Source organism: Alienimonas sp. DA493, assembly GCF_043951915.1.
In the GTDB taxonomy this organism is placed as follows: domain Bacteria; phylum Planctomycetota; class Planctomycetia; order Planctomycetales; family Planctomycetaceae; genus Alienimonas.
The window spans coordinates 1-17493 of record NZ_JBINJD010000028.1 but is presented as its reverse complement, the minus strand read 5'-3'; the positions used below and the strand labels follow the sequence as shown (position 1 = coordinate 17493).

Annotated in this window: 14 protein-coding genes; 8 read left to right on the top strand and 6 right to left on the bottom strand. The window is 73.1% G+C overall.

All coding sequences use genetic code 11. The annotated features are described in order from the left end of the window. Positions 1 to 11: 11 nt before the first annotated feature. The 4 genes from ACG2DA_RS06525 to ACG2DA_RS06510 form a co-directional block, all read right to left on the bottom strand. Positions 12 to 941 carry a hypothetical protein gene (locus ACG2DA_RS06525; RefSeq protein ID WP_395254683.1) on the bottom strand — a complete coding sequence of 310 codons (930 nt, stop codon included), beginning with the start codon at positions 939 to 941 and terminating at the stop codon, positions 12 to 14. Beyond that, the gene (locus ACG2DA_RS06520) at positions 938 to 2785 is read right to left on the bottom strand and encodes a HEAT repeat domain-containing protein (protein ID WP_395254681.1); all 1848 of its coding nucleotides are present in this window, start codon (positions 2783 to 2785) and stop codon (positions 938 to 940) included. Before ACG2DA_RS06520 ends, ACG2DA_RS06525 begins: the two co-directional genes overlap by 4 nt. Before the next feature lie 209 nt (positions 2786 to 2994). Then, a complete protein-coding gene (locus ACG2DA_RS06515) occupies positions 2995 to 3258 on the bottom strand; it encodes a MazG nucleotide pyrophosphohydrolase domain-containing protein (RefSeq protein WP_395254706.1) in 264 nt (87 codons plus the stop codon). A gap of 137 nt (positions 3259 to 3395) precedes the next feature. After that, positions 3396 to 5003, bottom strand: coding sequence for a diguanylate cyclase domain-containing protein (locus ACG2DA_RS06510; protein ID WP_395254680.1), 1608 nt, complete (start codon positions 5001 to 5003; stop codon positions 3396 to 3398). A 172-nt stretch (positions 5004 to 5175) separates the two neighbouring features. Here ACG2DA_RS06510 and ACG2DA_RS06505 point away from each other — a divergent pair, with 172 nt between their 5' ends. Next, on the top strand, positions 5176 to 5970 hold the full coding sequence (locus tag ACG2DA_RS06505; RefSeq protein WP_395254679.1) for a DUF1080 domain-containing protein: 795 nt from the start codon (positions 5176 to 5178) through the stop codon (positions 5968 to 5970). A gap of 76 nt (positions 5971 to 6046) precedes the next feature. Here the strand turns inward: ACG2DA_RS06505 and ACG2DA_RS06500 are convergent, their stop codons facing one another. Continuing rightward, positions 6047 to 6517, bottom strand: a complete 471-nt coding sequence (locus ACG2DA_RS06500; protein ID WP_395254678.1) for a hypothetical protein — start codon at positions 6515 to 6517, stop codon at positions 6047 to 6049. Positions 6518 to 6575: 58 nt separating this feature from the next. Continuing rightward, the gene (locus tag ACG2DA_RS06495; RefSeq protein WP_395254677.1) at positions 6576 to 7988 is read right to left on the bottom strand and encodes a TIGR01777 family oxidoreductase; all 1413 of its coding nucleotides are present in this window, start codon (positions 7986 to 7988) and stop codon (positions 6576 to 6578) included. Between the two features lie 143 nt (positions 7989 to 8131). Between ACG2DA_RS06495 and ACG2DA_RS06490 the strand changes: the two genes are divergently transcribed. From ACG2DA_RS06490 to ACG2DA_RS06460, 7 genes are all read left to right on the top strand, one after another. Next, on the top strand, positions 8132 to 9112 hold the full coding sequence (locus tag ACG2DA_RS06490; protein WP_395254676.1) for a hydroxypyruvate isomerase family protein: 981 nt from the start codon (positions 8132 to 8134) through the stop codon (positions 9110 to 9112). Positions 9113 to 9245: 133 nt separating this feature from the next. Further along, entirely contained in the window at positions 9246 to 10670 is a 1425-nt protein-coding gene (locus tag ACG2DA_RS06485) for a sulfatase (protein ID WP_395254675.1), read from the top strand. Further along, positions 10667 to 11209: a peptide chain release factor family protein gene (locus ACG2DA_RS06480; protein ID WP_395254674.1), complete on the top strand. Its 543-nt coding sequence runs from the start codon at positions 10667 to 10669 to the stop codon at positions 11207 to 11209. The genes ACG2DA_RS06485 and ACG2DA_RS06480 overlap by 4 nt, the downstream gene beginning before the upstream one ends. Positions 11210 to 11267: 58 nt before the next feature. Further along, positions 11268 to 12938: a DUF58 domain-containing protein gene (locus ACG2DA_RS06475; RefSeq protein WP_395254672.1), complete on the top strand. Its 1671-nt coding sequence runs from the start codon at positions 11268 to 11270 to the stop codon at positions 12936 to 12938. Continuing rightward, positions 12935 to 15370: a DUF3488 and DUF4129 domain-containing transglutaminase family protein gene (locus ACG2DA_RS06470; protein ID WP_395254671.1), complete on the top strand. Its 2436-nt coding sequence runs from the start codon at positions 12935 to 12937 to the stop codon at positions 15368 to 15370. Before ACG2DA_RS06475 ends, ACG2DA_RS06470 begins: the two co-directional genes overlap by 4 nt. A 91-nt stretch (positions 15371 to 15461) precedes the next feature. Then, the gene (locus ACG2DA_RS06465) at positions 15462 to 15827 is read left to right on the top strand and encodes a PilZ domain-containing protein (protein WP_395254670.1); all 366 of its coding nucleotides are present in this window, start codon (positions 15462 to 15464) and stop codon (positions 15825 to 15827) included. 86 nt (positions 15828 to 15913) lie between these two features. Beyond that, positions 15914 to 17458: a S10 family peptidase gene (locus ACG2DA_RS06460; protein WP_395254669.1), complete on the top strand. Its 1545-nt coding sequence runs from the start codon at positions 15914 to 15916 to the stop codon at positions 17456 to 17458. Positions 17459 to 17493: the final 35 nt, after the last annotated feature.

Genomic DNA, 17493 nt, shown 5'->3' with positions numbered 1-17493 from the left:
GAGAGAAATCGTCAGCGGATGTAAGACTGCTGGGCGACGCTGAAGACGTACCCGTCGCCGCCGGGCTTCACTTCGAAGTAGGTGCGGCGGACGTCGGCCAGCGGGCGCCCCGCGTGCTGCTGTTCGAGCCGGAGCAACATCTGCTCCGTGCGGGCCGGGTAGAAGTGGAGGATGGGCAGCTCCGAGGCGTCGATCCCGGCTTTGGCGAACAGCTTGACGTCCGCCTGCTTCCGGCCGCCGCCCTGCCAGATCATGTAGAGCCGCTGCTCGTCGCTCCCGCCGCTCTCCTTGCGGGTGACGGTCGGCTGGGCCGCCGTGAGGTTCGACAGGAGCGTCAGCGTGCCGCCGCGGATGTCGAGGGCGCCCAGTTCGATTCCGAAGAACTCCAGCTGCCGGGCGTACTCCTCCAGCCCGCCCTGCTCGTTGAAGGAGATGAACCAACGCTGCTCGGCCGGAACGCCGCCGTCGCCGGGGCCGAAGCCCAGCGGGCGGCCGCCCATCCCGCTGGCGCTGCCGACCTTCCCGCCGGCGGCGTCGGAACTGACCGCCGTCGGGGAGGGGTTCGCGGCCCGGTCGGAAACGTCCACGACCGTCTCCATCAGCTCCTCGACCTGCATCTCGTCCTCGCGGAGCTCCGACAGGCTGGGGTCGGGGATCTGCTCGGCGAGGCTCTCCAGCAGCGGGCTGTCGTCCGGGGCGCCGTCCGGATCGCCGCCGCCGACCTGGATCACCTCCATCGGCGGGAGAGTATCGACGGCGAACTCGTGCTGCATGTACCACTGCACGAACAGGTAGGCGACGGCGACGATCAGCCCCAGCACGGCGGCGATCACGCCGGCGCTGACGCGGTCGTAGCCGGTCACGCCCATCACCGGTTCGGCCGCGGGCCGGGACTCGGCCCCCTTCGCGGCGGGGGCTTTCGTGGGGGAGGCGACGCTCATCGGCCGACCCGTTTCGGAGCGGGCGTGAAGTCGCGCTGCTCGTAGGGCCGTACGGCGTCCCGCCAGTCGGACCACGCCGCGGTGGCGACGGCCCGCCAGTCGTGGAACGCCTTCGCCCGTTCCTCCTCTTCGAGCCCCGGCGGCAGCCCTTCGAACGGGCCGCCCGGCAGAATGCGGAGGCGGTCGTTGGTGACGTAGGTCGGGGGCAGGTCGCGTTCCTCGAGGCGTCGCAGGGCCGCTTCCCGCTCCGGCGTCATCGCCAGCGGGATGCCGGGGCCGCGGGGGAGCCGACTGAGCACGCAGAGGGCGTTGTGGGCCTCCTGCACGACGCCGGCGTCGGGATCCTCCGCGAGCATTTCGAAGATCGCCGCCACGTCCTCCGCCCCGCCGCCGCGGGCGAGCGCCCAGGCGACGACCGCCCGCACCTCCGGCCGCGGGTCGTCCACGAGCCGACGCAGCCGGGCCGTCTGACCGATCAGGGCTTCGCGGTCGCCCAGCCGGACGGTTTCCAGTACCGCCTCCCGGGCGGCGGGCACGTCCGCGGCCCGGGAGTCTTCCAACTGGGAGAGCAGGTCGGCCAACTCCCCGGTGGGTCGGTCGAACGTGATCTCGTCGCCGGTGAAGCGGGCTTGGGTGAGGTCGTCCGGCAAACCGCGGCCGCCCTTGAGCATGCCGCCGCCGTAGAGGCTGCGTTCGCCCAGCGCCTTGGCGGTGGCCCGGGCGAGGAACATCACGGCGAAGGCGGTGCCGACCTCCGCCTGTCCCTCGCCGTCCCAGGAGCCGTTGGGCTTCTGGGTGCGGAGCAACCGCTCGGAACCGACTTCGTACCAGTCGACGTCGCCGATCGTCCGCCGGCCGGAGAGGGCGCCGAGTCGCTCCACGGTGTACATCAGATAGAGCCGGTGGGGGCCGTCGACGAACTGCATGCCCCGGGCGAGGGCGTCGATCGCCCCGTCGGCGGTTTTGAGGATCGTGGAGAGCGGCACGACCGGTCCGCCGGCCTGCGCCTGCCGTTCCTTTTCGGCGGCGGCGGAGTCGAGGCGGCGGTCGAGGGCGGCGTACTTCTTCATCAGGGCGTTCTTGGCGTCGCGGGCGGCCCGCTCCGCGGCCTCCGCCTCGGCCCGGGCCTCATCCAGCGCCGAGGCCCCGTGCAGATACCGGGCGCTGAGCAGCAGGTTGCAGGCGCCGGCGGCGGTCATCGTGTCCTTGATCTCCCCGGTCCCGTCGCGCCGCGGGTGATAGGCGAAGGTTCCGCCCTTCTGCTTCGTGGCGACCTGCCACTCGGCCAGGCGGTTCCAGACGCGCGTCTCCAGATCCAGCCCGGCCCGCTCGGCGGTCCACAGGCCGAGCACGCTGTACTGGGTGATGCTGGTGTCGCCGAAGTAGCTGCCGGGGTTTCTCGCCGCCTGGGTCGGGTAGTACCAGGCGCCGTAGGACTGCTGCTGGGCGAGCACGTAGCCGAGGATCGGCCGCATCTTCTCCGCGTTGGTCGCGGGATCGCCGGCCGCTTCGAGCAACATCAGCTCGAGCCCGGCGGTGTAGAGGTGGTCCCGCTCCGGGCGGTAGGTCCCGCCCTCGGTGCGTTTGTCGATCGCCGCCAGGGCGGAGACGATCACCGGGTGGTTCTTGTCCGCCCCGCCCTTGGCCATGGCGAGGGCCGCGAGGATGTGCCGCCCGTCGCCGTTGCCGCTCCGCTTGTTCTGGGCGAGGTAGGCCACGCCCTTCTCGATCGCCGCCTTCACCTCCGGGCCGTTCGGATCGGCGGCGGGGGCCGGCACGGCGATCAAGGCGCCGGCGCAGATCGCCAGCAACGCGGCGATGCGGAGCGGCGGATTGTGCACCATGGAACCGGCCGAACGGACGGAATAGGGGTCGGGAGCGCGACCGCGGGGGATGCTACGGGGGGTCGCGTGCGCGGGTCAAACCCCCGGTCGATTTCCCGCCGCTTCGGCGCTGAGGACCGCCGAACGCCTGCACGGACGGGGCGAAGCCGTTCCCCCCGCCCTGTTCGCCGACCGTCCAGACGCTCCGGCGGCGAACCGGCCGGCGAGATTCACCGCTTTTTCGCGGGATCGCAGACGCAGACCGCGGCGCCGCAGCGGGGACAGCCGCCGCCGTACTTCGCCCGGACGGCGTCCTCCAGATCCACGCCGGCGATATTGGCCAGCGTCGCCAGCCAGGCGAGCACGTCCGCGAACTCCAGCGCCAGTTCCTCCTTCGGCCCGCCGCGGAGGGCGCCGGCCAACTCGCCCACCTCTTCGGTGAACCATAGGAAGGTCGCCTCGGGCCCGCGGGCGGCGTCCTTGTCGCCGAACATGCGGCGGATCAGGGCCTGCACGTCCCTCAGGGAGACGTCCTCGCCCGGCGGCGGAAGGGGGACGGTCGACGGGGCGGCGGACGTCACGGTCGGGCGAACTCCACGGTTGCGGCTGCGGGGCGGGCGGGCCCCCCACTCTACCGCGGCGCCGCGGGAACGACCGCGGCGCTTCCCTCCCCGGCCCGGACGATGCGGTTCCGGCCGCCGGTCTTCGCCGCGTAGAGGGCGGCGTCGGCGGCGTGCATCAGGGATTCCGCGTCCTCCGCGTCGTGGGGGTACAGGGCGAGGCCGAGGCTCGTCGTGACGTGCGTCCGGGGGCCGCCGGCGGGCAGCTCGATCCGTGCGATCGACTCCCGGATGCGTTCGGCGATGCGGGCGGCGCCGCCGGGACCGAAATCCGGCAGCAACACGACCAACTCCTCCCCGCCGTAGCGGGCCGCGACGGCCGCGTCGCCGCTGCGGCTGTGGGCCAACGCCTCCTGGATCGCCGCGGCGGCCTCCTTCAACACCCGGTCGCCGACGGCGTGGCCGTGGGTGTCGTTGACCGATTTGAAGTGGTCCAGGTCGCACATCAGCACCGCGAGGTCGCCGTGGGTCGCGGCGGCGCTGGCGAACAGCGCCGTGAGGCGTTCGTCGAAGGTGCGGCGGTTCGCCAAACCGGTCAGGCCGTCGCGGCGGGCGAGGCGGTTGGCGGCGGCGGCCTTGGTGCAGCGGGGCAGCACGTCCGCGAAGAACCCGCCGGCCCATGCCAGCGTGCGTTCCGCGTGGGGCGGCAGCGGGGCGGCGTCCGCCTTCATGACCAGCAACGACGCCGCCGACGCCCCGCCGCCGATCGACACCCCCGCCGCCCGGCCGATGAGCGAGCGGACGCCGATGCGGGCCAACGCCGCCTGGTCGAACGCGATCACGCCGTTTTCCCCCTCGCCCGCGGCCAACCGCACGGGCGCGGCGGCGGCGAGCTTCGCCTCCTGCTCCGCGGCGACGGCCGCCACCGGGCGGGGCAGTTCGGCCCCGGCGGCGGCGATCCGGCGCCCGTCCCGTCCGGAGGTGTACAGCGCCGCCCGCTCCGCCCCGCAGGCGGATGCCAGGGCGGTCAGCAGCCGGGTGAGCACCGCCTGCGGTTCGCCGTCCTTCGCGGCGGCGGCGTACAGGGCCACCTGAGCGTCCCGCAGCGCCAGCGCCCCGCGTGCCGCCGACAGGGCTTCAGAGGTGACGAATCGGGTCCACAACGCGTCCCCGACCAATTCCCACAGCCGCCGGCCGCGGCCCTCGTCCCCGTCGGTCGGCGGGGTGGGGGCGATCCACAGGCCGGTCCGCCCCCCGCCCGACAGCGGCACCGCCCAGGCCCCGGCCAGCGAGGGCGGGGGCGACGGCAGCGGCTCCGGCCGCTTCGGCAGCTTCGCGGGGTCCGGCAGCGTCCGCACCACCGCCCGGGCCATCTCCCGCCCGCCGGCGCCGCGTTCGAGCCAGGAGGCCCCGCCGGACGAGCGTTCCAGCAAGGCCGTGCAGCTTGGGCCGTCCTCGCCGGCGGCGATCTCGTGCAACGTCCTCACGAGCCGCTGGTGCCCCATGTTCTCGGCGATCGCCCGCAGCAGATCGTTTTCCTTCTGCAACGCCGCGATTGCGTCGGCCGGGGAGGGCGATTTCGCCTCCCCGTGCGACGGCGCGGCGCCCGCCGGCCCGTCCGCCGCGTCGACGGCCGGCTCGGGGGACGAAAGGTCGGGGCGGGAATCGGCGGCGGACAACGGACGGACTCGGTGAAGCGGGCGATCCCGCTACACTAGGTCGCCGCGGGGGCCGCGACGGCCGGTCCGCTCGCCCGCGCCCCCGCCGCCGCGTCGCCCGTCCGGTGGCGCCGGTCCGCCGGCTCGCGCCGGCTTTGACTGCGTCCGCATCCCCCCGTCCCGCCGCCCGCCGATGGTCGTCGCCCCGCTCCTCGCCGTCGCCCTGTGGGCGCCGCCGGCCGCCGAGCCCCCGCCCGAGAACGCCCCGGCCGCGCCGCAACAGCGTGCGACGGGCGACGAGAAGACGGGCGACGAGAAGACATGGCGGTCGCTGTTCGACGGCAAAACGCTGACCGGCTGGGAGGTGACGAAGTTCGGCGGCGAGGGCGACGTCGCGGTCGTGGACGGGGCGATCCGGCTGCCGTTCGGCAACAACCTGACCGGCGTGACCGTGTCGCAGGAGGTCGCCAAAACGCTCCCGACCACGGACTACGTGATCGAGCTGGAGGCGAAGCGGGTGACCGGCACCGACTTCTTCTGCGGGCTGACCGTCCCGGTCTGGAGCCCCGCGGAGAAGCAGCCCTCGCACGCCACGCTGATTCTCGGCGGGTGGGGCGGCGGGCTGGTCGGGCTCAGCTCCATCGACCGCTTCGACGCCAGCGAGAACGAGACGACCACCTACCACGCCTTCGAGAACGGCCGGTGGTACAAGGTGCGGCTGGAGGTCACGAAGGCCGGCGTCCGGGCCCTGCTGGACGGGGAGGAGTTGTTCGCCGCGAACATCGAAGACCGGATCGTCTCCACCCGCAGCGAGATGAACCTGTCCAAGCCGCTCGGCGTCGCCAGCTACGCAACCACCGCGGCGATCCGCGGCGTCCGCCTCCGCCCGCTGACCGAGGCGGAGGTGAAGGCCGTCAACGCCGCCTGCGAACCCTTCAACGCCCTCGGCGGCGAACCGCCGGTCAACGAGTTCGGCGAGAAGAACTGACCGCCCCCGTGGAGTGCGGCGCCAGCGTCCCGGACCCTTCGAGGGTCCGGGACGCTCCGAACGCAGGGAAACCGCCCTACTCGGACAGTCCCAGCGCCTCGCGGAGGCGGTCGCGGTGGCGGGCGCAGATCTCGTCGGCGAGGGCGGCCGCGGGGCCGCCGAGCGTCAGCAGGTCCTCCCGCAAACGCCGGACGACCTCGTCCAACCGCGGCGGCAGCGGCTCCGGCAGCGGATCGGGGTTCGACCGCACCGCCGGCAGGGCCCGCGGCCGGCGGTTCGCGGTCGGCGCTGGGGCCGGAGCCGGCAGCAGGTCCGGCTCGTCGGCCTCGGGCTCACCCCCGGCGGCCTGCTCGTCATCCGCGTCCGGCGCATCGTCGGCCGGCGCGGCCCCGTCTTCGGCGAGTTCGTCCTCCGCGTCGGACGCTTCGGGTTCCCGCCGCTCCGAGTCGTAGGCGGGACCGGAGCGGGGGTAGTCGGTGGGGCGGTCGCCGCGGCCGGCGGCCTTGTGGACCAGCAGGCGACGGCGGCGGGCGGGGGAGCGGGCCATGTCGGAGGGATTGTGACGAAAATGAGCCCCGCCGCCACGGCATCCTCGGCGCGGCGGCTCAGGCGGTGCGGCCGAGCAGCCGCCGCAACGCCGCCTTCAGACCGGTCTGGCGGAAGGTGTAGCCGGAACCGAGCAGCGCCGTCGGCTTCACCCGGGCGCTGGCGAGCAGCAGTTCCTCGCCCATCTCCCCGAACGCCAGCCGCACGGCGAGTTCCGGCACGGGCACGATCGCCGGCCGGCGGAGCGTCTCCGCCAGCGTCTGGGTGAAGGCGGCGTTGGTCGTCGTGCCGGGAGCCGTCACGTTGACCGGGCCGGAGAGGTCCTCAGTCATCAGGGCGTGGTGCAGGGCGCCGACGGCGTCGTCCCGACCGACCCAGCTCCACCACTGCTCCCCCCCGCCGACCGGCCCGCCGCCGCCGGCTTTGAAGATCGGCAGCTGTTTGCCCAGGGCGCCGCCGTCGGGGCTCAGCACGATCCCGAACCGGGCGTGCACCACGCGAATCCCCGCCGCCCGGGCCGGGTCCGCGGCGGCCTCCCATTCCTGACAGACCTCGGCCAGGAAACCCTCGCCGGGGGGACTGGCTTCCGTCAGGGGCTCGTCGCCGCGGTCGCCGTAGTAGCCGGTCGCGCTGGCGCAGACGAGGACCCGCGGCGGCGTTTCCAGCGCGGCGAGGGCCTCCGCCAGCAACCGCGTGCCCTTCACCCGGCTGTTGCGGATGCGGCGCTTTTTCTCCTCGGTCCACCGCCCCTGCACCGGCTCCCCGGCGAGGTGCACCACGGCGTCGAACCCGGCCAGTCGCTCCGTCGGGATCTCGCCGCCGTCGGGGTCCCACGGAATCCTGTTCGGCCCGTCGGAGCGGGACAGCGCCGTGACCGAGTGCCCCCCGCCGGCGAGGAACGCCGAGAGTTGCCGGCCGATCAGCCCGCCGGCGCCGGAGATGAGCACGTTCAGCCGCGGCCGGTCGCGGAACCGGTGGTGGGCGGCAAGGTCCGCGGCCGTGACGGCGTGGCGGAGGTCGAACATCGCGGCCAACCGGCGTTCCGCGAACCCCTTCCCCACCGCCCGCCCCAGCGGGCCGCCGGGCGGCAGGTAGCGGACGACGTCCCGCAGCAGGCTCCCGCCGTCGGGGCCGGGCTCGACGTGGTGGGTGTGCTCCCAGAAGGCGAACGGGCCTTTGATCTGCACGTCGCGAAACATTCCGCCGTCCGCCCCGCGGTTCTCGTAAGCCGTGTGGAGCGCGTACCAGCGGACGAACGCCCGGCCGAACTTCAGCTTCAACACGACCTCCGCCCCCTCGCGAATGCCGCCACGGGCGGATTCGACGGAAACGTCCTCCCAGGGCGGAATCAGCCGAACGAGGGCGCCGGGCCGTTCGTGCCAGGCGAAGGCCTCCGCGGCGGAGACCGGCAACGGGGAGGACCGCTCGAAGGTCAGCGGCGGGCGGGACGGTTCGGGGGCGGCGGCGGTCACGTCGATAGCCTAAACGGTTTCGCCCCGCGGACGGGGGCTTCCGCGGGCGGACCGGCGGGAGAGCGTGCGGCCGTTCGTTGCGGACGCCGCCGCCGCCGCCCCACACTGCGGGGGCTCGCCCTTCCTTCCGGACCGTTCCCCCGATGCACCGTCGCGACCTGCTCGCCGCCTCCGCCGCCCTCGCCGCCGCCCCGGCTCTGGCCCGGGCGGATCACCACGAAGGGGAAGACGACGTGACGAAAGGCCCGCCGTTCGCCCTGGATTACGCCCCGCACTTCGGCATGTTCCGCAACCTGGCCGGCGGCGGGAACGGCGACGACGGGCTGATGGCGGAACTGGAGTTCATGCACGCCGCCGGCTTCCGCAGCCTCGAAGACAACGGCATGCCGGGCCGCAGCGTTCAGACGCAGGAGAAGATCGGGCAGAAACTGTCCGACCTCGGCATGCGGATGGGCGTGTTCGTGGCCTACGCCAATTTCGCCTCCCCCACCTTCGCCCGCCGCGACGACGCGACCTGGGACGCCATCGTCAAGCAGGTGAAGGACTCCGTGGCGATCGCCAAGCGAGTCGGGGCGAAGTGGGTCACCGTGGTGCCCGGCAGCGTCGATCAGCAGTCCAAGGACGAATCCACCGGCCAGTGGACCCGCTACGGCGGCGCCCGGTTGGCCGAGGGTTACCAGACGGCGAACGTCATCGAGCTGCTCAAGCGCTGCGCCGCGGAGCTGGAGCCGCACGACCTCGTGATGGTCCTCGAGCCGCTCAACTGGTACGCCAACCACGGCGGCACCTTCCTGCAGCGGACCGATCAGGCGTACGCCCTCTGCAAAGCGGTCGATTCGCCCTCCTGCAAGATCCTCTACGACATCTACCACCAGCAGATCACCGAGGGGAACCTGATCCCCAACATGGACCGGGCCTGGGACGAGATCGCCTACCTGCAGATCGGCGACAACCCCGGCCGCAAGGAGCCGACCACGGGCGAGATCAACTACGCCAATGTGTTCGAGTTCGTGAAGAAAAAGGGCTACGAGGGCGTCCTGGGCATGGAGCACGGCAACTCCGAGGGCGGCGCCGAAGGCGAGAAGAAGGTGATCCGGGCGTACCGCAGCGTCGATCCGGCCTGAGGAATGGAGAATGTCGAATGAGGAATGACGAGTGAACGAGCTGCGGCTGGACACGCCGCTTTGTCATTCGACATTCCTCATTCGTCATTTCCCCGTCTGAGCCCCTCCGCCCGCTGTCCGCACTCCGCCCGCCATGCTCGCCGCCCTCGCCCTCACGCTGCTCGCCGCCCCGCCCGCCGACGCGGCGGACGCCCCGCGGCCGAACGTGGTGTTCATCCTCGCGGACGATCTGGGCTTCGGCGATCTGTCGATCCAGCGGCCGTTCGGCGGGGCCGAGGACGTGCGGACGCCGCACATTGATTCGATCTTCGAGCAGGGCCTGACGTTCCGGAACTTCTACGCCAACTGCACCGTGTGCAGTCCCACCCGGGCGGCGCTGATGACCGGGCGGTTCCCGTCGTCGGTGGGCGTGCCCGGCGTGATTCGGCCCTGGCCGGAGGACAACTGGGGCTACCTCTCCCCCCACGCCCCCACCCTGCCGGAACTGCTCAAGCCGGCCGGCTACTCCACCCACCTGATCGGCAAGTGGCACCTCGGCGGCGAGCCGCACAACGGCGTCGGCAACCACCCGCTCAAACGGGGCTTCGACACCTTCGAGGGCTTCCTCGGCGGCATGCTCTCCGACTACGTCGCCCACACCCGCCGCTATCCGGACGGGTCCGACCGCAACATGATGCGGCGGGGCGAAATGGTCATCGACCCGAAGGGCCACGCGACCGACCTGTTCAGCGACTGGGCCGCCGCCGGCATTCAGGACCCGGCTTCGCGGGACACGCCCTTCTTCCTGTACCTCGCCTACAACGCCCCGCACACGCCGATCCAGCCGCCGGCGGAGTGGGTCGAGAAGGTGAAGGACCGCGAGCCCGGGATCTCGGACCGGCGGGCGAACCTCGTCGCTCTGATCGAGCACATGGACGCCGGCGTCGGCCGCGTGCTGGCGGCGTTGGAAGAGAGCGGCCAGGCGGAGAACACGCTGGTTGTGTTCACCTCCGACAACGGCGGACACCTCGGCCCCGGGGCGAACAACGGTCCCTGGCGCGGCGGGAAGGAAGACCTGTACGAGGGCGGCCACCGCGTCGCCTGCGGCGCCCGCTGGCCCGGCGTGATTGAACCGGGTTCGCAGACCGACGTGACGGCCATGACGATGGACTGGTTCGCCACGCTGTTGGACGTCGCCGGAGCCGAGCCGCCGGAGGGGGTGGACGCCGTCTCGCTGGTCCCCACGCTGCGGGGCGAGGACCAACCGCCGTTGCGGGAGGTCATGCACTGGACGCGGTTGGAGGGCCGCCCGCTGATCTGGGGCGGCAAGGCCGGCGACGCGGTGGTGAAGGACGGTTGGAAGCTCGTGCAGAACCGGCCGTACGACCCGCTCCAGCTCTTCCACCTCGCGGAAGACCCGTACGAGGAGCGCGACCTTTTTGAGGAGCGGAAAGACAAGGCCCGGGAACTCGCGAAGCTGTTGCAGGACCGCCGCCGCCGCGACGGGGCCGTGCCCTTCACCGCCCCGCCGGCCGGGCCGTTCCCCGAGGCGGACGCTGAGAGCCCCTCCGGCGAATGAGCGAGCCGACGATCCCCCTCGGCGAGCCGGAGCCCTTCCGCCGGCACCCGGCGACGCTGTGGCCGGAGGTTCTGCTCGAACAGTGCGAAGTCACGACCGGGCGGGCCGGCGGACCGGGCGGGCAGCACCGCAACAAAGTGGAGACCCGCGTGGTGATCACGCACACGCCGACCGGGGCGATCGGCGAGGGTTCGGAGAGCCGCAGCCAGAAGCGGAACCACGCCGCCGCCGTGCAGCGGTTGCGGGTCAACCTGGCGCTGAGCCTCCGCGGCGACGGACTCGCCGACCCGCGGGCCCGAGAACTGATCGAAGCCCGGGCCGGGAACGGGTTGAAGGTCAGCGATCAGCACGTCGACTGGCCCGCCGTCCTGGCGGCGGTGCTGGACGAGTGCGCCCTGGAGCGGTGGGACGTGAAGGCGGCGGCCCAGCGGTTGGGCGTCTCGCCCAGCCGCGTGGTGCGGGTCTTGAAGACCGAGCCCCGCGCCCACACACTGCTCAACCGCGAGCGGGCCGACCGCGGCCTCCGTCCGTTACGCTGACGGCCCCCGGCCGGTCGGTTCCCCCGCCGGGTTCCTCCACGACGCCCCCGCCCGCCGCATGACCGAGGCGCCGACGCTCTCCGACGCGGCGCCCGCCGGTCCCCCCCCGGCCGAACGCGGCATGCCGGCGTCGTTCCTGCTGACCCGGGCGGCCGCCCTGCTCGGGTCCGCGGCCGTGGCGCTGGGGCTCTTCCTGTCCTGGGATCTGCTGGACCGGATCGATCCCGCGGTTCCGCTGCTGCTGTCCGCGGCGACGGGCGCGCTGCTGATCTGGGTCGCGGCGGACTTGCTCGCCCGGGCCGACGCCCGGCTGCGGCCGGACCGGTTCGGGCACCCGCGGCCGGTGCGCCGGCGGGGGTGGATCGGCGCGGGGAGCCTGCTGCTCGCGACGGTCCTCGCACGGCTCACGCCCTGGACGGGGTTGTACGGGTTCCTGCCGTTGGGAGCCGCGGCGGTCGGCGTGTGGTGCCTCTCCGGCGCCGCCTGGCGGGCGTGGCTCGCCCGGCCGGGCGCGGCCCGGTCGAGGCGGCGGGAGGAGCGCACCCGGCTGACCCTGCCGGGGTGGATCTCGCTGGGCATCGCCGGGGTGCTGCTGCTTGGGGCGTTCCTCGGGCCGAGCAACATGCTGCTGTTGGTCTGCTGCCTGGTCGTCGGTCCGGTGGCGGCGGACGCCTGGTTCGCCGCCGGTTGTCTCCGCCGCTGCGAGGTGCGACGCACCGCCCCGGCGGTCGCCGCGGCGGGGGAGGTCGCGCTGATCGAACTGGCCCTGCACTACCGCGGCCGCTGGCTGCCCGCGGTGCAGGTCACCGCGGAGGACCGCGTCCGCAACCGTCGGGAGGACCTCGCCGCCGCCGTCTCTTTCGCGCAGGCGCCGCCCGGCGAGCGGCAGACCGGCGTGTACCGACTCGAACCCCGCGTTCGCGGCCCGCACGCCCTGGGGCCGATCACCCTCTCCACCGCCTTCCCGATAGGCCTGGTGCGGCGGGAGATTTTGGAGCGGGACGAGGCGGAAATGCTGGTCCTCCCCCCGCTGGGGACGATGACGCCGGCCTGGGACCGCCGCGGCGCCCACGCGGACGAACTGGCCCACCACGCCCGGCCGCGGAAGGGGCTGTTCGAGGACGAGTTCTACCAGCTCCGCGAGTACCGACCCGGCGACGGGTCGCGGGCGATCCACTGGCGGAGCAGCGCGAAGGCGGGGGAGTTGATGGTGCGGGAGCACCACGAGAGCCGCGACCGCGACCTCGTCGTGCTGCTCGACCTCTACGCCGACGGCCCGCCGGGGCTGGAAACGGAGAACACCGAGGAGCGGGCGGCGAGCCTCGCCGCGACGATCGTCGCGGAGCACCTGCGGCGGCACGGCGGGGCCACGTTGAGCCTGCGGACCGCGGGGGCGACGCAGCGGATGTACCTCGGCCGGGCCGGCGGGGACCTGACCGGGCCGCTGTCGGAGTTGGCGCTGGCGGAGGCGGGTTCGGCGGTCGATCTCGGGCGGGCGGCGGCCGCGGCGGCGGCGGCGGCGGGTCCGGCGGCGCGGCGGGCGCTGGTGACCACTCGGGCCGTTGACGATCCGGCGTTCGTCGCCGCCGGCCTCGGCGCCCGCCGCGGGCCGGCCGGCGGTTGGGAGATCGTCAGCGCCCGGCCGGGCCAGTACGAGCCGTTCTTCACCCCGCCGCGGTTCGAGAACGCGTCCGCCGACGGCGCCCCGTTCGAGGGAGAGCGCCGATGAGCGCGCCCGCCGCCGCGATTCCGTCCTCCGCCGCCGCGCCCGCGGCTCCGCCGGCCCGTTGGCGGGTCTGGTTGCTGGGCGCCGGGCAGCGGACGCCGGTGGCGCCCGCGGCGGCGGCGATCGGGCCGGTGGCGGTCGCGGCCGCCGCGGGGATGATGCTGGCGTTGGGCGAGGGGAGCCTGTGGCCGGCGGCCCTCACCCCGCCGTTCGTGCTGGCCGCCCACGTGCTCGTGGACCGCGTCCGGGCGTTCCACCTGCCGGGGCTGATCGCCAACCTGCTCGGCCTCGCCGCCGCGGCGCTTGCGGTGACCGAGCTGACGAGCGGGGAGATCGAAGCCCGCCTGCTGTTCGGGGCGCACCTGCTGGTCTATCTCACCTGGATCATCTCGCTGCAGAGGAAGACGTTTAAGGTCTGCTGGTCACTGGTGGCGCTGGCCGTGTTGCAGGTCGCGGTGGCGTCCGTGCTGACGGCGGGGGTGCAGTTTGGGCTCGGCCTCGTCGTCTTCCTCGCCCTGACGCTGTGGGCGTTGGCGAACCTTTCCGCCCGCTGGCCGGACGCCGACCGGCTGAGGGCCTCCGGCCGCACCCCGCCGCGTCCGCGGACGGCGTCGGTGGTGCGGGCGGGCCGCGTCGGCGCCGACTCCGTCGGCGGGTCCGGGCGGACGGTGGCGGCGGTGGGCGCCGTTGCGCTGGCCGTGGGGCTGGCGGCGTTCCTGCTGATGCCCCGGATGTGGCTGAGCCGTCGCCCCCCAATGGATCCCTCCCGCAGCGCGGGGATCTCCGCGGCCTACACCGGCTTCTCCGGGGAGGTGCGGCTGGGAGCGCTCGGGGAGATCCTCGAAAGTCGCGAACTGGCCTTCGAGGTGGAGGTCGAACGTCCGCGGAAGGGTCTTTCGCTGGAGACGAACGACGTGGAGGCGGTATTCGGCGCCGAGGAGCCGCTGTTTCGCGGGCGGGCGCTGGACCGCTACGTCAACGGCCGGTGGTCCGACAGCCTCGGCGCCCGGACGAACTGGGAGCCGGTCCCGCGGCAGCCGCCGGCGTCGGCGACGGTGACCGCCGTCGAGCGGTACCGACTGCGACCGCTCGGCGACGAGGTGCTGATCCACGTCGGCGCGGCCGCGGCGGTGGTCTTCCCGGAGCGCCTGGAGGATCGGGCGCAGCGGCGGTCGCTCGACGGTCTGCTGCTCCGCCCGCGGTCGCTGTCGAACTCTGCCGAAGTGGAGTACGTGGTCTTTGCGGCGGAGCCGTCGCCGGATCGGACGGAGGCGACGCGACGCCAGGGTCGCGGGCGGAACGTGCGGCCCCGCCGGGGGACCCGGGACGCGCCGCCGCCCCCGGCGGAGGTGCGACGGGCGGAGCGGTCCGGGCCGCAGACGCGGCTGCGGGGGCCGTTCCGCGAGGCCTACCTGCAGAGGCCGGGGGACCTGCCGGCCGTCACCGCCGCCGCGGAGGCCGCGCTCGCCGGCGCCGACGCCGACGATTTGAACCGCCTGCGGACCGCCGAACGCCTGACGAGCTTCCTGCGGGACTCCGGCCGGTTCGGGTACTCGCTGGACCTCTCGGTGCAGGACCCAACGATCGACGCGGTGGAGGACTTCCTCGCCAACAAGCGGGTCGGCCACTGCGAGTACTTCGCCACCGCCCTGGCCCTGATGCTCCGCGACCGCGGCATCCCCAGCCGAATCGTGACCGGCTTCAAAGGGGGCGACCTCAACGGCGCCACGCGGCGGTTCGAAGTGCAACAGCGGCACGCCCACGCCTGGGTGGAAGGCTACGTGGACGGCCGCTGGACCACGTTCGATCCCACGCCGGCGGCCGCCCGGCAGGAGAGCGTCGCCGCCAGCGGCCCCCGCTTCGCGCGGCTGGCGGCGGTGGTCAACGGCGTGGAGGCGGTCTGGGCGGAGTACGTCGTCCGGATGAGCCTGGACCGCCAGCGGACGGCGTTCGGCCAGCCGCTCGCAAACGCCTGGAACCGATTCCGAAAGGCCGCGGAGGGGTGGATCCTGGGGGGCTCCGACGAGGGGGGCGGGCCGCGGTTCGACGGCCGGGCGGGGGCGGTCGCCGCGGCGGTTCTGCTGGCGCTCGCCGGACTGGGCTGGGCGGGCCGCGGTCTGTTCGCCCGCCGCTGGCGGGTGCGACGGGAGCGGCGGGCCCGGGAGAGCGCCGTGCGGTTCTGGCGTCGGTTCGTGCGGTTGGCGGCCCGGCGAGGCGTGGTGCAGGACCGGGCGGAGACGCCCTCGGAGTTCGCCGCCCGGGCGACCGCCGCGTGGGCCGAGTGGCTGGACGGCGACCTCGCCGGGCTGCCCGCCTCCGCCGCCGCGGACTTTTACGCCGTCCGCTTCGGCGCCGCGGCCCTTCCGGCGGACCGCGTCGCCCAGCTCGCCGCGGCGCTGGATCGGTTGGAGGAACGATCGCGAACCCGCGAGTGACGGCCCGCCCCCGGCCGGCGCCGAGACGCCGCGCCCCCGCGATTCGTGACCTAGGCTTCGGCTCCCGCCCCTGTTCCGCGAAGCCGCCGCGATGCCCGCCGACGTTTGGAGCCGCCCGACGCTCTCTGACCTGCACGAAGTGCTCGAGAGCATCGAAAAAGACCCGCCCGCCGCCGATCAGCGGGCGGTACCCCGGTTGGAACTGTGCGTGCCCGCGGAGGTGAAGACGCTCCGCGGCAACACCGTGCCGGCGATGACCCGCGAGATCAGCCGCGGCGGGCTGGGGCTGCTGACCAGCGGGCGACTGAACGTCGGCTACTGCCGCGTGAAGATGTCCAGCGAGACGCGGGAGTTCGATTACCGGGTCGAGATCGAATGGTGCCGCCCCACCGAGACCGGCCTGTGGCTCTCCGGCGGACGCTTCGTCACGGACGTGCTGCCGGACGCCGGCGCGTAACGGCGCCTGTTCGGCCGCCGTCGCGTGGGTAGTCTGGGGAAACCTTTCGTCCTTTCCCGGAGCTCCCCGTGCGATCGATTGCGTCGTTGAAGACCGCGTTCCTCCTGTCCCTGCTGCTGCTCGGCCCGTCGTCGGCCGGTTCGTCCCTGTTCGCTCAGGACGACGACGCGGCGAAAAAGGGCGGGGAGGAGAAGACCTCCCCCACGGCCATCGCCCCGGTCACGACGGAGCACGCCGTCACGATCGCCGGGGCGGAGGTCGCCTACACCGCGACCGCCGGCACCCTGCCGCTGGTCGGCGAGGACGAAGACCCGGAGGCCGACGCCCAGGTCTTCTACGTGGCCTACACCGTCAAGCCGAAGGAGGGCGAGGTCCGGCCGCTGACGTTCTGCTTTAACGGCGGGCCGGGCAGCAGCAGCGTCTGGCTGCACATGGGGATGCTGGGGCCGAAGATCGTGCCGATCCCGGACGACGCCTCCTTCCCCGCTCCGCCCTACGGTCTGGAGGACAATGCGAACAGCCTGCTGGACGTGACCGACCTCGTGTTCATCGATCCGGTCGGCACCGGCTACAGCCGGCCGGCGAAGGACGACGACGAGCGGAGCCGGCAGTCGGAATTCAGCGGGTACGAGAAGGACCTGAACTCCGTCGCGGAGTTCATCCACCGCTACGTCACCGAGAACGGCCGCTGGGGCTCGCCGAAGTTCCTGCTGGGCGAAAGCTACGGCACGCTGCGAGCCGCCGGTTTGGCCGGGCGGCTGATGGACCGCTACAACATGGCCCTGAACGGGATCGTGTTCGTCAGCAGCGTACTGGACTTCGCCACGCTGCTGGAGGACAGCAACAACGATCTGCCCTACGTCCTGTTCCTGCCGACCCTCGCCGCCACGGCCCACTACCACGGGCAACTCTCCGAGGAGTGGCAGAACCAGGACGTGCAGGCCGTCTACGACGCCGCCAAGCAGTTCGCCCTCGGCGACTACGCCACCGCCCTGCTGAAGGGGGTGAAGCCGGAGTCCGAAGAAGGCCGGGCGATCGCGGCGCGGTTCGCCGAACTCACCGGGCTGAGCGCGGAGTTCGTCGTGGACAGCAACCTCCGCGTCGGCATGCAACGGTTCGGTAAGGAACTGCTGCGGGAGGAGAACAAAACGGTCGGCCGGTTCGACAGCCGCTACACCGCCCCGGCCCGCGAGGCCGCCGGCGATCGCGGCGACTTCGACGCCAGCGGCGCCGCCCTGTTCGCCCCCTTCACCAGCGCCCTCTACCGGCACCTGCGGGAGAACCTGAAGGTCGAACGCGGCACGCCGTACGAAATTCTCACCGGCAAGGTGCACCCCTGGGACTACGGAAACTTCACCAACGCCTACGTCCGCAGCGACGACACGCTCGCCGAGGCGCTGCTGACGAACCCCGCCCTGCACCTGTTCTTCGCCCTGGGCCACTACGACCTCGCCACCCCGCCGGCGGCCGCGGAGTACACCGTGAACCGCCTGACCCTCACCGGCGGCGCCGACGAGCGGATCACCGCCAAGTTCTACCCCGGCGGTCACATGATGTACGTCCACGGGCCGAGCCTGGAACAGCTCCGTAAAGACCTCGTGGCGTTCTACGAGGACGCCCTCGGGAAGTAGTCGACGACGCAGCGTCCCGGACCCTCGGAGGGTCC